The sequence below is a fragment of the Bacillus sp. z33 genome, assembly GCF_058313615.1.
The window spans coordinates 927,449-942,636 of sequence record NZ_JBZFQN010000001.1 but is presented as its reverse complement, the minus strand read 5'-3'; the positions used below and the strand labels follow the sequence as shown (position 1 = coordinate 942,636).

The 15,188-nt window shown below is 39.3% G+C and carries 14 protein-coding genes; 13 read left to right on the top strand and 1 reads right to left on the bottom strand.

Features of this window, described 5'->3' with window-relative positions; translation table 11 throughout:
* The first annotated feature begins 279 nt into the window (after nt 1-279).
* The 9 genes from AC4G3L_RS04395 (at nt 280) to AC4G3L_RS04355 (ending at nt 10,133) form a co-directional block, all read left to right on the top strand.
* Entirely contained in the window at nt 280-2,097 is a 1,818-nt protein-coding gene (locus AC4G3L_RS04395; RefSeq protein WP_491075751.1) for a methylmalonyl-CoA mutase family protein, read from the top strand.
* Nucleotides 2,094-4,271: a methylmalonyl-CoA mutase gene (gene scpA, locus AC4G3L_RS04390; RefSeq protein ID WP_491075750.1), complete on the top strand. Its 2,178-nt coding sequence runs from the start codon at nt 2,094-2,096 to the stop codon at nt 4,269-4,271. The genes AC4G3L_RS04395 and scpA overlap by 4 nt, the downstream gene beginning before the upstream one ends.
* The gene (gene meaB / locus AC4G3L_RS04385) at nt 4,258-5,298 is read left to right on the top strand and encodes a methylmalonyl Co-A mutase-associated GTPase MeaB (protein WP_491075749.1); all 1,041 of its coding nucleotides are present in this window, start codon (nt 4,258-4,260) and stop codon (nt 5,296-5,298) included. The genes scpA and meaB overlap by 14 nt, the downstream gene beginning before the upstream one ends.
* 189 nt (nt 5,299-5,487) lie before the next feature.
* A complete protein-coding gene (locus AC4G3L_RS04380; protein WP_491075748.1) occupies nt 5,488-5,925 on the top strand; it encodes a BrxA/BrxB family bacilliredoxin in 438 nt (145 codons plus the stop codon).
* A gap of 336 nt (nt 5,926-6,261) precedes the next feature.
* Nucleotides 6,262-7,047, top strand: a complete 786-nt coding sequence (locus AC4G3L_RS04375; protein WP_491075747.1) for a transporter substrate-binding domain-containing protein — start codon at nt 6,262-6,264, stop codon at nt 7,045-7,047.
* Between the two features lie 69 nt (nt 7,048-7,116).
* On the top strand, nt 7,117-7,770 hold the full coding sequence (locus tag AC4G3L_RS04370) for an amino acid ABC transporter permease (RefSeq protein WP_491075746.1): 654 nt from the start codon (nt 7,117-7,119) through the stop codon (nt 7,768-7,770).
* On the top strand, nt 7,770-8,492 hold the full coding sequence (locus AC4G3L_RS04365; protein ID WP_491076237.1) for an amino acid ABC transporter ATP-binding protein: 723 nt from the start codon (nt 7,770-7,772) through the stop codon (nt 8,490-8,492). The genes AC4G3L_RS04370 and AC4G3L_RS04365 overlap by 1 nt, the downstream gene beginning before the upstream one ends.
* 83 nt (nt 8,493-8,575) lie before the next feature.
* On the top strand, nt 8,576-9,547 hold the full coding sequence (locus AC4G3L_RS04360) for an aromatic acid exporter family protein (RefSeq protein ID WP_491075745.1): 972 nt from the start codon (nt 8,576-8,578) through the stop codon (nt 9,545-9,547).
* Between the two features lie 52 nt (nt 9,548-9,599).
* Nucleotides 9,600-10,133: a L,D-transpeptidase gene (locus tag AC4G3L_RS04355; protein ID WP_491075744.1), complete on the top strand. Its 534-nt coding sequence runs from the start codon at nt 9,600-9,602 to the stop codon at nt 10,131-10,133.
* A 27-nt stretch (nt 10,134-10,160) separates the two neighbouring features.
* Here AC4G3L_RS04355 and prli42 read toward each other — a convergent pair whose 3' ends face one another.
* Nucleotides 10,161-10,256 (bottom strand): stressosome-associated protein Prli42, encoded by a 96-nt coding sequence (gene prli42 / locus AC4G3L_RS04350; protein WP_139063836.1) that lies wholly within the window; start codon nt 10,254-10,256, stop codon nt 10,161-10,163.
* A 154-nt stretch (nt 10,257-10,410) separates the two neighbouring features.
* Here prli42 and mce point away from each other — a divergent pair, with 154 nt between their 5' ends.
* The 4 genes from mce (at nt 10,411) to AC4G3L_RS04330 (ending at nt 15,169) form a co-directional block, all read left to right on the top strand.
* Nucleotides 10,411-10,827, top strand: a complete 417-nt coding sequence (gene mce / locus AC4G3L_RS04345; RefSeq protein ID WP_491075743.1) for a methylmalonyl-CoA epimerase — start codon at nt 10,411-10,413, stop codon at nt 10,825-10,827.
* A gap of 6 nt (nt 10,828-10,833) precedes the next feature.
* A complete protein-coding gene (locus tag AC4G3L_RS04340; RefSeq protein ID WP_491076236.1) occupies nt 10,834-12,375 on the top strand; it encodes an acyl-CoA carboxylase subunit beta in 1,542 nt (513 codons plus the stop codon).
* A 287-nt stretch (nt 12,376-12,662) separates the two neighbouring features.
* Nucleotides 12,663-13,790, top strand: coding sequence for a tripeptidase T (locus AC4G3L_RS04335; protein WP_491075742.1), 1,128 nt, complete (start codon nt 12,663-12,665; stop codon nt 13,788-13,790).
* Nucleotides 13,791-13,897: 107 nt separating this feature from the next.
* Nucleotides 13,898-15,169 (top strand): DNA polymerase IV, encoded by a 1,272-nt coding sequence (locus AC4G3L_RS04330; RefSeq protein ID WP_491075741.1) that lies wholly within the window; start codon nt 13,898-13,900, stop codon nt 15,167-15,169.
* The last annotated feature ends 19 nt before the right edge of the window (nt 15,170-15,188 follow it).

The window sequence follows — 15,188 nt, the reverse complement described above, 5'->3', positions numbered from 1 at the left end:
GCAGACTGGGAATTGATCTATCTCTATTATTTACAGGAAATAAACTAATAGATGAACAAATGATTGTTTAAGAGGAGAGAGCTTGGACAAATTCATTAATGGAAAAGGATTAGTAAATGGTCTTATTTAGAGTGGGGATAAATGGAAGTGTGGCACTTGTTAATAGATTAATTCTTCCTTTTATTGGATAAATCTTCCGTTCTCGTGCTAAGATGAATTTACATACTATTTCGTTAATTGGTGAAGGGAGGGAGCTTTCTTTTTTTTAGAAAGCAAGCTATGAATATAAAGGATGCAAGAATTAATAGATTTAAACAAGGAACAGAAGAAGAGTGGGTAAAAGCAGTTTCAACATCTTTAAAGGGGAAAGGAGTAGATACGTTACATACCCCAACATTTGAAAATATTATTTTGAAACCGCTTTATAATAAAGGCCCTGATAAAGATGAAGAACCCGGAAAACCACCTTATACGAGGGGAATCTATAAATATGGCTATCTTCACCAACCGTTAAAAATTTGCCAAGTAGCACGAGGAGAAAATCTCAAAGAAACAATAATCAAGTCTCTAGCAAATGGACAAAATACAATCTCTTTTGATGTTAATAGCATGCCTGATGAAGACCTAATTAATCTATTGGATAGTCTGCCGATTCAGAACTATCCTTTATTTCTATTGTCCGGTGATCGGCAAGAAATCCTTATGGAAAAACTAGTCCAAGTTCCGGGCCTATTTGGTCAACAGGTAACAGTGGCGCGAGATCCTATTACGGAATGGGCTGAAAAGGGGTCTATCCCAACTAAAGAAAACAATGTCTTATCTAGTTGGTTTCACCAGATAAAACTTTGGAATCAATCATCCCCAACTATTAAAACTATCCTAATTAATAGTAAGCCTTATCATGAATCAGGTGCAGACGCCGCCAAAGAGATTGCGTATGCATTATCTCTCGGTGCGCACTATGTATATGAAGGTATACAGGCAGGACTATCTCCAAAAGAAACGGCAGAAAAAATGGTTTTTTCATTTTCGATTGATTCTGTATTTTTTATGCAAATTTCCAAACTCCGTGCGGCACGAAAGCTCTGGTATGCGATCGGTAAAGCTTATGGGCAGGAAAATTCCTTTAAAATGGACATTCATGCACAGACCTCACAAAGAAACAAAACGAGTTTTGACCGTTATGTAAATCTCCTGCGTGCAACAAACGAAGCAATGGCAGCAGTGATTGGCAATTGTCAGTATCTTACAATAACTGCGTTTGATGAGATGTTAACCAAACATAGCTCGCTTGGGGAACGCCTGGCAAGGAATATTCCCCATATAATCAAGGAGGAGTCTATGTTAATGAAAACGGCTGATCCAGGCGGAGGCTCTTATTATTTAGAATCGTTGACAGATGATTTATGTCAGCAGGCATGGGATCAATTTCTTAAACTTGAGAAAAAGGGTGGTATTCTCTCGGAGTTAAAGAGAGAGCGTGTGCAGAGAGATCTGGCGGAGCAGGCTAAAAGCAGATTAACAGCTCTCGCCATCAAGAAAGAAAAAATAGTTGGTGTAAATATATACGCAAATCCAAAAGAAGAGCGCCCGGATATAGTACAGAATTTTAAAACGGTACCCATTATTCAAAAAGGAGAAAAAGAGATATATCCTCTTGAGCAAATCCGTTTAGCTTCTGAATTTGAAGCCATCCGTTCGATGAACCTTGCATGGGGTAGTAAAAGCCAGCAAGCGCCAAGAATTATGATAATTGGGCTGGGCAGTGTTTCTCAAGCTAAGCCGTATATGGATTTTTCAAAAGAACTATTGGCAGCCGGGGGGCTGAGCTACACAGAAAAGACTGAAATCATGGATAAAGAAATGTTGGAAGAAGCAATAAAAAACAGCCAGGCTCATTATATCATTATTTGTGGGGATGAAAATCATTTAGATGGTCCATTAATGCCTCTCAAAGAAGTCAACGGTATGCATATTTATGCAGCTGGGAATTTTAATTCAGTAAGTACAGGATTAAACTGGAAAATTATTGACCGCCATACAAATATGATCGACTTATTAACGATTCTTTCATCGATGCGGGAGGTAAAAGCATGAAGAAACCAGATTTTTCACAAATAGATTGGCAGGCCGCTCATGAATCTACGCCGAAAGTTACAAAAGAAAATTCGGACAGTCCTGTATTTGAAACAAATGAACAAATATCCTTAAAACCACTCTATAGCAGGGATGACATCAATCAGGTGGAACATGTTCCATCTTTCCCAGGAATTGCTCCCTTTACCCGTGGACCGTATGCAGCGATGTATGTAAACCGTCCATGGACTGTTCGTCAATATGCAGGTTTTTCTACGGCTGAAGAATCGAATGCTTTTTACAGAAGAAATCTGGAAATGGGTCAAAAAGGGTTGTCTGTTGCATTTGATTTAGCGACTCATCGAGGATATGATTCGGACCACCCGCGTGTGGTTGGGGATGTAGGAAAAGCAGGCGTCGCGATTGATTCAATTGAAGATATGAAAATCCTGTTTTCCGGTATTCCGCTGGAGAAGATGTCCGTTTCCATGACAATGAACGGAGCTGTATTACCTGTGATGGCGTTTTACATTGCTGCGGCAATTGAACAGGGTGTAAAACAAGCTCAGCTCACAGGAACCATCCAAAATGATATTTTAAAAGAATACATGGTACGGAATACGTATATTTATCCACCGGACATGTCGATGAAGATTATTGCGGATATTTTTGAATACACTTCCGCACATATGCCGAAATTCAACAGTATTTCCATCTCCGGTTATCATATGCAGGAGGCGGGAGCACCTGCAGACTTGGAGCTTGCCTACACATTGGCTGATGGATTGGAGTACGTGAAAACAGGTTTGAAAGCGGGCATTGCAATTGATACATTTGCCCCTCGCTTATCGTTTTTCTGGGGAATCGGCATGAACTATTTTATGGAAGTGGCCAAGCTTAGAGCAGCTCGGTTTTTATGGGCAAAACTTATGAAGCAGTTTGATCCGCAAAATGAGAAATCATTGGCACTTAGAACACATTCTCAAACATCAGGTTGGAGCCTTGCGGAGCAGGATCCTTTTAATAATATCGCCAGAACCTTGATAGAGGCGCATGCGGCTGCTCTTGGGCATACCCAGTCTTTACATACGAATGCATTTGATGAAGCAATTGCGTTGCCTACAGAGTTCTCAGCAAGTATCGCTAGAAATACCCAATTGTTTTTGCAAGAGGAACCTGGAATTACCAATGTCATAGATCCGTGGGGCGGATCTTATTATGTAGAATCTCTAACGAACAGTTTAATTGAGAAAGCATGGGCTCATTTAGAAGAGATCGAACAACTTGGCGGTATGGCAAAGGCAATAGAATCAGGCATCCCAAAAATGAGGATTGAGGAAGCCGCCGCACGTCGACAAGCAAAAATTGACTCGGGAGAAGAAGTGATTATCGGAATCAATCAATACACGACAGAAGAGAAAGAACAATTTGATATTCTTGAAATTGATAATTCAAAGGTCCGGGAACAGCAAATTAAGAGGCTCGAGATGATCAAAGGTAAGCGTAATCAGGATCAAGTAACAAAAACGCTGGTTGCAATAACTGAAGCAGCCCATACTGGAGAAGGAAATCTGTTGGAATTAGCTATAGAGGCAGCCATTGCGAGGGCGACTCTAGGTGAAATATCCGATGCGATTGAAGCTGTTTCTGGGCGTCATCGAGCTACGATTCGAACAATCAGTGGAGTCTATCGGTCCCATTATCGGGGGTCGGATAAAATAAATGAAGTCAGAGAATTAACGGAAGAATTTTTACTTAATGAGGGGCGCCGTCCTCGGATTCTAATCGCGAAGATGGGTCAGGATGGCCACGACCGTGGTGCAAAGATAGTTGCCTCGGCTTATGCAGACCTTGGATTTGATGTGGATATGGGTCCATTGTTCCAAACGCCGGAGGAATCTGCTAAACAGGCTGTCGAAAATGATGTGCATGTCATAGGGATGAGCTCCTTAGCGGGAGGACATAAAACACTCCTGCCTCAGTTGGCCAGTGAATTAAAAAAACTTGGCCGGGACGATATCGTAATCATTGCCGGAGGTGTCATTCCGGAACAGGATTATGAATATTTATTCGAAAATGGCGCTTCAGCCATATTCGGACCGGGGACCATCATACCGGAAGCGGCTATTAGGATTGTAAAAGAGATTTATAAAAGGCTAGGGTATGAGGAAGTGTCTGAAAATGACAGATTATAATCAACATATGAAAAGAGTATATAAGCGAGTCCATGATAAGCCGATTGATACTGATGCGCTTGTCCGGAACTTAAAAAGCGGTCAGTTACAAGCGTTATCAAAAGCTATTACATTAGTTGAAAGCAAAGGAGACGCTTATCGTACACAGGCTGAAGATGTTTTGCAGGCCCTTCTGCCCTGTACAGGAGATTCAATCAGAATAGGTATCAGCGGGGTGCCGGGAGCAGGGAAAAGCACCTTTATTGAGAATATGGGATTATACTTATGTGAGCTTGGATATAAAGTAGCTGTACTAGCCATTGACCCCAGCTCTTCTATTAGTGGAGGCAGTATCCTTGGAGATAAAACACGCATGGAAGAACTTTCAAAGCATCCCAATGCCTTTATTCGACCAACTCCATCAGGAGGAAAATTAGGCGGTGTCCATCGTAAAACACGGGAGAGTATGATGATGTGCGAAGCTGCCGGATATTCAGTTATCCTTGTGGAGACAGTTGGAGTAGGCCAAAGTGAGGCTGAAGTCAGGGATATGGTGGATTTTTTCTTGCTGCTGACTCTAACGGGTGCCGGAGATGAACTGCAAGGAATGAAAAAAGGGATTTTGGAGTTAGTAGACGGGGTTGCTGTGAATAAAGCAGACGGGGATAATGAAAGATTGGCTAGTCGGGCTAAAGAAGAGTACCGTCAGATCCTCCATGACCATATACCAGCCACAAAGGATTGGACAGTAAAAACATTTACTTGCTCCGCTTTACATAAAAAAGGACTAAATGAAATATGGGAATCGATCCTTGAATTTTGCGGATTTACAAAGGAAACGGGTGAATTCACGAATAGGAGAAAGCGGCAGGTAACAAAGTGGTTTGAGAAAGAATTGGAACACCAAATCATGGAGCACTTTTATGCAAATAAAGCGGTGCAGGAACTCTTGCCAATCGTAGGAGAGAAGGTTAGGAATGGAGATGAAATCGTTTCAAAGGCAGCCACGGAATTATTTCAACTGTATTTTCTCTCTAAAGATAAGTAAAATGAATAGTGATATATAAAAATTGGATAGCCGGTTGGCTATCCTCAAATTTAGGAGTATAGGGGGGTCTTCTTAATTAAAGATACTATTCCCCTGTACAAGGATACTAAACTTGCAAATGGAATATTTTATAAAATACAGCTGCTCTGATACTATATAGATAGCTCTGTTAGAAAGGAAGATGTAAAAGTGAGCATGAATTTTAATTTATTCATGAATGATGTGGTTCGCCAGGCGCGTGAGGAAATACAAAATGCAGGTTATACACAATTAACAACAATAGAAGAAGTAGATGAGGCATTAAATAATAAGGGAACGACGTTGGTAATGGTTAACTCTGTTTGTGGGTGTGCTGGAGGTATTGCTCGTCCTGCTGCTTATCATGCAGTGAATTATGATAAAAGGCCGGATCATTTGGTAACCGTCTTTGCTGGTCAGGATAAAGAAGCTACTGCCAGAGCGAGAGAATATTTTACGGGTTATCCGCCTTCCTCTCCGTCATTCGCTTTATTGAAGGATGGTAAAATCCTTAAGATGGTCGAGCGTCACGAGATTGAGGGGCATGAACCAGTAGAAGTAATTGAAAACCTGCAAAAAGCTTTTGATGAATATTGTGAAGAAGTTTAAAAGTAAACGATATAAACTAAGTCGATGTAGGGAACTATATTTAAAATAAGTGAATAAAAATAATTTTTATAAATAATTTAAATATAACTTTTATTAAAGAAGTGTCTATTCATGGCACTTCTTTTTTATGGATTATTTAAGAATTATACTCTTTATAGTAAATAAATAGATTATTCTAATATAATATTAAATATTTTGCAAAACAGTATTTATGTGTTAAAATACAATTTGTTGTATATATAATCAGTAAAAATCTTAAAAATAGTTTGGTAGTTTATTCGTGTACAGCCATAATACTATCAGCATGAAAACATAATATAGTGGGGGTAAAGGATAATGAAAAAGTGGTTACTTAGTTTATTGACAGTAGTATTGAGTGTTTCAGTATTAACGGCCTGTGGCAGTAAGGAAGAATCAAATAGTGGTTCTGGGAATGAAAAAGTTTTAAAAATGGCGACATCAGCTGATTATAAGCCATTCGAATATATCGATACAGCGAAAAGTGACGAAATTATTGGTTTTGACGTAGATTTGGCAAAAGCGATTGCTGGTAAACTTGGTTATGAAGTGCAGGTTGTCGATATGGATTTTGGCGGTTTGGTAACGGCCGTAAAAAATGGACAAGCTGATTTTGTTATGGCGGGGATGACTCCAACTGAGGAGCGTGAAAAGAATGTGGATTTCTCTGATATTTATTACACAGCGAACCATATGATTGTCACTTCAAAAGCTAACAAGATCGAATCTGTTAAAGACCTGGAAAATAAAACTGTCGGGGTACAAATGGGTTCTATTCAAGAAGAAAAAGCTCAGGAATTATCTAAAACAACAAAAATGACAGTTGAAAACCGTGACAAAATTCCTGAATTGGTACAGGAAATAAAATCTGAACGTTTTGATGCTGCCATTATTGAAGATTTGGTGGCACAAGGATATCTTGAAAAGAATGAGGATTTAACTGGTTTCCTTCTTGAAGGAGATGCAGAAGAAGTTGGATCTGCTATTGCTTTCAAAAAAGGCAGTGAATTGCGCGATCAATTTAATGCAGAGCTGAAAAAGATGAAAGAAAATGGAGAACTGGAAGAGTTAGTTCTAAAATGGTTTGGCGGAAATGCTGAATAAGAAAATTTCAGAAAGGGAGAGATCCCTTTCTGGAATTTTTCTTTTTATTAAATAGATAGGAGAAAATTTATGAATCTTGATTTTACAGATATTATTCCTTCCATGCCTTATATACTGGAAGGTGTTTATACGACCTTACAAATAGCAGCGCTGGCTGCTCTGTTTGGCTTCTTATTTGGAACGATTATAGCTTTGTGCAAAATAACGACTATTAAACCTCTTATTTGGATATCTGATTTTTATACATCCATATTCAGAGGTACTCCGTTAGTTCTACAATTGATGATCATTTATTTTGCTTCACCGCAATTATTTGGTTTTCAGATTGAAGGGTATTGGGCAGCAGTTCTGGCATTCTCTTTAAACTCAGCTGCATATATTTCCGAAATTATTCGTGGGGGAGTTCTTGCAGTCGATAAGGGCCAAAGGGAAGCGGCAATGGCGCTTGGTGTTCCATATAGCAGCATGATGGCCAATATCATCCTGCCGCAGGCATATAAAAATATTTTACCTGCCTTAATGAATGAATTCATTACGCTTACAAAGGAATCAGCGATTGTTACAACTATTGGCGTAATGGATATCATGAGACGTGCCTATCAAGTTGGGGGTCAAACCTTCCAATATTTAGAGCCGCTTCTTTTTGCAGGTTTAATTTACTACGTACTGGTTATGATTTTAACGCTGATCGGAAAAATGCTTGAAAAGAGGTTGCAGCATTGATGATAAAAGTAAATGAGCTATATAAAAGATATGGAAAGCTGGAAGTCCTTAAAGGAATTTCAACAGAGATAAAAGAGGGGGAAGTAATTGCTATTATTGGGCCATCCGGTTCCGGTAAATCAACCTTTCTCCGTTGTTTGAACTTAATGGAAAAACCAACTTCCGGCCAAGTTTGGATAAAGGATCAGGAGATTACGGCACCAAAAACAGATGTTTTGGCCATGCGCCAGAATGTAGGGATGGTTTTCCAGCACTTTTATCTATTTCCTCACAAAACGGTCTTGGAAAATATTATTTATGCTCCAATAAAGGTTCGCAAAGTAAAAAAAGAGCAAGCGAAAAAGGAAGCAATGGAATTACTCGCGAAAGTCGGAATGCAAGATAAGGCGGATGTGTATCCTGAGCGTCTCTCCGGCGGTCAAAAACAAAGGGTAGCTATTGCAAGAGCACTGGCCATGAAGCCTGAAATTATGCTGTTCGATGAACCGACTTCAGCACTTGATCCTGAAATGGTAAAAGAAGTTCTTGAAGTTATGAAGTCGCTGGTGACTTCTGGTATGACGATGGCAATTGTGACGCATGAAATGGGATTTGCCAAGGAAGTGGCCGATCGAGTATTGTTTTTGGATGGGGGCGTAATAGTCGAGGATGCTCCTCCAGCAGAGTTTTTCTCTCAACCCAAATCCGTCCGTGCCAAAGACTTCTTGCAAAAGGTACTTTAAAAAGTTTATGCTATGTTTAAAAAGATGGTCTGATGTCAGGGCGTCTTTTTTGCATTCAAATTGCCGGAAAGGTTGCTTCTATTATGTTTAAAATCGGTTATCGAACCATTAAAACGGCGATAGGAACGCCCATTGCTATTTATGTAGCCCAACTTATAGGGCTCCAAAGCTTCGCCTCCGCTGGAATTATAACAATTTTATGTATCCAGAGAACAAAGAAACGATCATTTAGGGCTGCTGGTGAACGTTTCTTTGCTTGTTCATTAGCGATGGTTTATTCCTATGCATTTTTTGAACTTCTCGGTTATACACCTCCTGCCATCGGATTAATGCTGTTGTTTTTTATTCCAACTACAGTTGCTTTAAACATATCTGGCGGTATTGTAACGAGCAGTGTTATTATTTTACATTTATACGCTTCAAAGTCGATCACATTAGCAAGTCTGCTTAATGAATTTTTACTTGTAGTAATCGGGATTACAGTTGCTTTTTTGGTTAACTTTTATATGCCAAACATGGAGCGGGAACTGGAAAAATACCGAGAAGAAATTGAAAAGCTCTATAGCATTATACTGAAGGAACTAAGTGAATACTTGGATACTGGGAAGAGTGTCTGGAGCGGCAAAGAAATCATAGAAGCAGAAGATTTAGTTCGGAAAGCTGTCTATTATGCGGCACTGGAAGAAGAAAATCATAAAATAGTAGATGATGCCTCGTATTATCACTATTTTAAACTCCGTGAAAAACAGTTAAGTATCCTAAAGAGAATACTTCCTTTAGCGGCTAAGATGGACCTATCAGGGGATGAAGTCAGTCATGATTTAGGAGAATACATTGGTTTTTTAAGTGATAATGTCCATCATCATAATACAGCTCATGAATACATAGATATGCTTGAGGAATTAGTGGGAAAATTGAAGAAAAAAGAAATCCCGACCTCCTTCGAGAATTTCGAGAAACGGGCAGCCCTTTTTCAGCTCATTAAAGAATTAAAGGACTATCTAATTATCAAAAGCACAGTAAAGCCGCTGCCAAATTCCAAATCAAAGAGATGAATGAAAAATAGGCTTAGAACCCATCCTAAACAATAAAAGGATGGGTTTTATTATGAGATGGATGTCGCTTTGGTTATTGATGCATATAATGTCGCCGATATGGCCTTTAGGTCCCAATCCCATACCCGGGGATCCATTTATTGTGATTAATAAAAAGACTAATCAGCTTGTGTTTTTTGTTGAAAATCAGGAAAAATATCAATTTTCAATCGCAACTGGCAAGAACAATGAGGACACACCCGAGGGATTATTTACGATTATCACAAAATTTAAAGATCCGGAATATTCCAGGAAGAGGATCCCGGGAAAGGATTCGAGAAATCCACTGGGCTCAAGATGGATGGGGATGGACGCTCATGAAACGAATGGAAGAATTTACGGGATTCATGGAACGAACCGAGAGGAATCGATTGGAAAAAATGTATCTGCAGGCTGTATCAGAATGAAAAATAAAGAGGTCGAATCTCTTTTTGAATCAGTCCCGCTTGGAACGAAGGTGTATATCTATAACAATTCTGAATCACCTTCATTCTATGCCAAATTATTTCATGCCATGTACGAAAAAACCTCATCTGACTCTCCGTAAAGAGAATTAGATGAGGTTTATTTAATTTTATAAGAAGGCTGAAAGACCAGATAATAAAGTGACTGCTACCATCGTAAAGATCATAATATATACAATAATTTTTTGTGTACGCTTCTTGGACATAGAGTTACACTCCCTTTATATTCTTCTATTTGATACTACTATGTTTAGCAAAACTCCTCAAGTATAAAAATTTCATTTACTATTTAGGTAAAATTTCTTTAAAGAATATTAAGAATGTTCTATTATTTAAATAGGAAGATAAAGGGGGATTTGTATGCAAAAGGGAATTGATCATATTGGGATTGCTGTTCACTCTATTTCGAAAGCGCTTCCTTTGTATGAAGGAATTTTTGGTATGGTGAAGGAAGGAGAGGAGATTATTGAAAGCCAAGGAGTGAAGGTCGCATTTCTATCCACTGGCAATACGCGGGTAGAATTATTGGAACCTTTGAATGAAACATGTAATGTTGCAAAATTTATCACAAAAAGAGGGGAAGGCATTCATCATATTGCACTTGAAGTAAATGATATCAAAGAAAGAATAAAAGAACTTAAAAATAACGGCCTGCAAATGATTGATGAAGAACCCAGACTCGGTGCACATCATACTCAAATAGCTTTTATACATCCTAAGTCGGTACAAGGGGTTTTAGTAGAATTACTAGAGAGCCCGAATGGGAGGAATAAATAAGTGGATATGTATGAAAAAATAACCGAACTGTATGACAGAAAAACTGACATCGAGCTTGGCGGTGGATTTGATAAAATTGAAAAGCAACATGAAAAAGGGAAGCTGACAGCCAGAGAAAGAATTGAAATTTTGGTAGATGAAAATAGCTTTGTCGAATTGTATACATTTGTAGAACATCGAAATAAAGACTTTGGTTTGGATCAGATAAAGGGACCGGGCGATGGAGTTGTAACTGGTTATGGCAAAATCGATGGCAGACCGGTCTATATTTTCTCACAGGATTTTACTGTATTTGGGGGTGCGCTAGGTGAGATGCATGCCAAAAAAATATCGTCCATTATGGATTTGGCGGCTAAGAATGGAGCACCTATCATTGGACTGAATGATTCAGGCGGAGCAAGGATTCAGGAAGGTGTCACTTCACTGGATGGGTATGGGCAGGTATTTTATCGTAATGTTATATACTCTGGAGTTGTCCCGCAAATATCTGTTATTATGGGGCCGTGTGCAGGAGGGGCAGTTTATTCTCCGGCCATTACTGATTTTGTCTTTATGGTCGATCAAACGAGCCAGATGTTCATTACAGGTCCAAAGGTCATTGAAACAGTAACAGGGGAAAAAATCAGTTCTGAAGATTTGGGCGGTGCGAAAGTCCATAATTCCATTAGTGGTAATGCACATTTTGAAGGAAAAACAGAGGAAGAAACATTACATATGGTGAGGAAAATTCTCTCTTATCTGCCTTTAAATAATAAAGAACTTCCCCCTGTCAGTGAATGGAATGATGAAAATGATTATTGTCCTGATATTGCTGATTTGGTACCCTATGATGGAATTCGCCCTTATGATGTAAGGAAGGTAGTAAAGGAAGTAGTAGATTCAGATTCATTCTTTGAAATACAAGAGAGTTTTGCGCGGAATCTGGTGATTGGTTTAGCGAGAATAAAAGGTGAGACCGTCGGACTGGTATGTAATCAGCCGAAATATATGGCGGGCGGGCTCGATATCAACTCATCCGATAAAGCGGCAAGATTTATTCGGTTCTGTGATTCGTTTAATATTCCGCTCATTACATTTGAGGATGTAACGGGATTTTTTCCGGGTATTAAACAGGAGCACGGAGGAATTATTCGACATGGCGCCAAAATTTTATATGCATACTCGGAAGCTACTGTCCCCAAATTAACAGTGATTCTCAGAAAAGCATATGGGGGTGCTTATGTTGCCTTAAATAGCAAATCAATTGGAGCGGATTTGGTCTATGCCTGGCCGAATGCTGAAATCGCGGTGATGGGACCTCAGGGAGCAGCCAATATCATTTTCGCTAAAGAAATTAATAATAGTGATAATCCTGAAGCCGTACGCCAACAAAAAATTGATGAATATCGCCAAAAGTTTGCCAATCCTTATGTCGCGGCCAGTCAAGGGATGGTGGATGATGTCATCGATCCAAGGGAAACCCGAATCAAACTGGCGCAGGCTTTGGAGATGCTTCGGACAAAGAAAGAGTCAAGGCCGCAAAAAAAACATGGAAATATTCCGCTTTGATCCATTTGAGAGTCCAGTTCTGGGCTCTTTTTTTTTGGAAGAGAGGAAATTAGCTTTCAGGGCACATGCTTATCACCATATCTAATAGGTTAAGCTGAATAAAGAGTCTTAAAGACTCAAAAAATGTAACGAATAGATCGGTTCTGAAAAATAGAAAGAATAAATTCGAATTATTCATTCATAAAGGGAAAAACTGTCTACCCCATGTCGGGGCGCCAACTCTTTTCTTATGGAAGAAACATCGGTATACTTATAAAGTAACTTATTCCTGGTTAGGAGGAAGACAATTGATTAATGAAGAGAGATTATTACAAGAATTTTTAGAATTGGTGCAAATTGATTCTGAGACAAAAAATGAAGGTCAAATAGCTAAAATCTTAAAAGATAAGTTCAGCCTTCTTGGACTCGATGTATATGAAGACAATGCAAAGGAACTTACAGGTTTTGGAGCAGGCAATTTAATTTGTACGTTACCAGGCACCAAAGAAGGTGTTGACACGATTTATTTTACCTCCCATATGGATACTGTGGTTCCTGGCAAGGGCGTCACACCTTCCATTAAAGATGGTTATATAGTATCTGATGGTACGACTATTCTTGGAGCGGATGACAAAACTGGCCTAGCCGTTATGCTTGAAGTCATTCGTGTATTAAAAGAAAATAACATTGAACATGGACCAATCCAATTCATCATCACGGTAGGAGAAGAATCCGGTTTAGTTGGTGCAAAGGTATTGGATCGTTCTCTTATTAAAGCTACATATGGTTTTGCATTAGACAGTGATGAAGCGGTTGGTAACATTATTGTTGCTGCCCCTACACAAGCAAAAGTTCAAGCTATTATTAAAGGAAAAACTGCTCATGCAGGCGTTGCGCCGGAAAAAGGTGTTTCTGCGATTACGATGGCGGCGAAAGCAATTGCCAAAATGCCGCTTGGACGAATTGATGAAGAAACAACTGCAAATATCGGCCGCTTTGCAGGCGGTACACAAACAAATATCGTTTGTGATCATGTAGAGATTCTTGCGGAAGCACGCTCTTTGATTCCTGAAAAAATGGAAGCTCAAGTTGCTAAAATGAAGGATGCTTTTGAATCCGTTGCTGCTGAAATGGGCGGTTCTGCTGAAGTGGAAGTCACAGTTATGTACCCTGGATTCAAATATGACCATGGTGATCATGTGGTTGAAGTCGCTAAAAAAGCAGCTGAGAAAATTGGCCGTGAACCAAGACTTCTTCACAGCGGTGGAGGCAGTGATGCAAACGTAATCGCTGGACATGGCATTCCTACAGTAAACCTTGCAGTCGGTTATGAAGATATCCATACAACAAGTGAGAAAATGCCAATTTCTGAGCTGAATAAACTTGGCGAAATGGTATTGGCGATTATCGAAGAAGTAACAAATCCATCTAAATAATGCTAGTATGCATGATGCCACTGGATTGTACCGGTGGCAATTTTACATAAACAATGTGTTTAGCTCCAGTTAAACAGTGAATATAAGGGATAAGAGGGTTTAAAGAGATGGAACAACGTCAAGTTAAAAAAGGCGGAAGAGTCATTTTACATGTGGATATGAATAGCTTCTATGCTTCTGTGGAAATGGCCCATAATCCTGAATTAAAAGGAAAACCTTTGGCAATAGCCGGGAATGCTAAGGAAAGAAGAGGGATTATTGTCACATGCAGTTATGAAGCTCGTAAATTTGGTGTCAAGACAACTATGCCTATTTGGCAGGCACAGAAGCTCTGTCCCGGCCTTATCCTGATGGAACCTAATTTTGACCGTTATCGCACGGCATCACAGGCGATTTTTGATCTGTTGCGAATGTATACACCGCTTGTGGAACCAGTGTCCATTGACGAAGGCTATCTTGATATTACTGATTATTGTGAGAACCAATCACCCGTAGAAGTAGCTCATACGATTCAAAAAAGGATTTTGGAAACGATGGATTTGCCATGCAGTATAGGGATAGCTCCAAATAAGTTTCTGGCCAAAACCGCTTCTGATATGAAAAAACCAATGGGAATTACGATTCTGAGAAAGCGTGAAGTACAGGCTAAACTTTGGCAGCTGCCAGTTGGTGAGATGCATGGTGTTGGTCAAAAAACGTCCGAAAAGCTGGCTACATTAAATATTCATACGATTGGTGATTTGGCTATTGCCTATGAAGTCTCTCTAAAAAAGCTGCTTGGTATAAATGGCATACGCTTAAAAGAAAGAGCAAATGGAATTGATAGACGCGAAGTAGACCCTGAATCGATTTATGATTTTAAAAGTGTAGGCAATTCTACGACTCTGCCAAGAGATGTAACAAATCAGCAGGAATTATTCACTGTTTTGGAGCGTTTAAGTGAAAAAGTTTCCGCCCGATTAAAGAAGAAGGAACTGCTGACCATGAAAGTCCAAATTATGATTCGCTATAAGGACCGAAGAACCATAACGCGAGGCAAAACCTTGCAAAATCCAATTAATAAAGCCGAAGATTTATATGGTCATGCAAGAGATCTTTTTACAAAGCATTGGAATGGAAATCCTGTAAGGCTATTGGGCGTAACAGCAAATGAAGTTGTGGAGCAACAAGAAGCAATCAAACAATTGGACATTTTTTCGTTTGTTCAGGACGAAAAAGAAGTCAAATTGGATACGGCTATGGAAAAGTTGACTAAGAAGTTTGGGGATAAAATTATTCAAAAAGGGATAGAAATAAATAGCAATCAAGTAGACGCCAACACAAGTTTTAGCAAGGATTTCTTAAAACGCCCCAAACCCCGGAATGACAAGGAAAACTAATTCATCGTACTTGCGCAAA

Coding starts and splice junctions, on each gene's coding strand:
- meaB (WP_491075749.1), top strand. CDS start 4,258: ATGACAGATTATAATCAACATATGAAAAGAGTATATAAGCGAGTCCAT.
- AC4G3L_RS04375 (WP_491075747.1), top strand. CDS start 6,262: ATGAAAAAGTGGTTACTTAGTTTATTGACAGTAGTATTGAGTGTTTCA.
- mce (WP_491075743.1), top strand. CDS start 10,411: ATGCAAAAGGGAATTGATCATATTGGGATTGCTGTTCACTCTATTTCG.
- scpA (WP_491075750.1), top strand. CDS start 2,094: ATGAAGAAACCAGATTTTTCACAAATAGATTGGCAGGCCGCTCATGAA.
- AC4G3L_RS04330 (WP_491075741.1), top strand. CDS start 13,898: ATGGAACAACGTCAAGTTAAAAAAGGCGGAAGAGTCATTTTACATGTG.
- AC4G3L_RS04370 (WP_491075746.1), top strand. CDS start 7,117: ATGAATCTTGATTTTACAGATATTATTCCTTCCATGCCTTATATACTG.
- AC4G3L_RS04355 (WP_491075744.1), top strand. CDS start 9,600: ATGAGATGGATGTCGCTTTGGTTATTGATGCATATAATGTCGCCGATA.
- AC4G3L_RS04340 (WP_491076236.1), top strand. CDS start 10,834: ATGTATGAAAAAATAACCGAACTGTATGACAGAAAAACTGACATCGAG.
- AC4G3L_RS04365 (WP_491076237.1), top strand. CDS start 7,770: ATGATAAAAGTAAATGAGCTATATAAAAGATATGGAAAGCTGGAAGTC.
- AC4G3L_RS04395 (WP_491075751.1), top strand. CDS start 280: ATGAATATAAAGGATGCAAGAATTAATAGATTTAAACAAGGAACAGAA.
- AC4G3L_RS04360 (WP_491075745.1), top strand. CDS start 8,576: ATGTTTAAAATCGGTTATCGAACCATTAAAACGGCGATAGGAACGCCC.
- prli42 (WP_139063836.1), bottom strand. CDS start 10,256: ATGTCCAAGAAGCGTACACAAAAAATTATTGTATATATTATGATCTTT.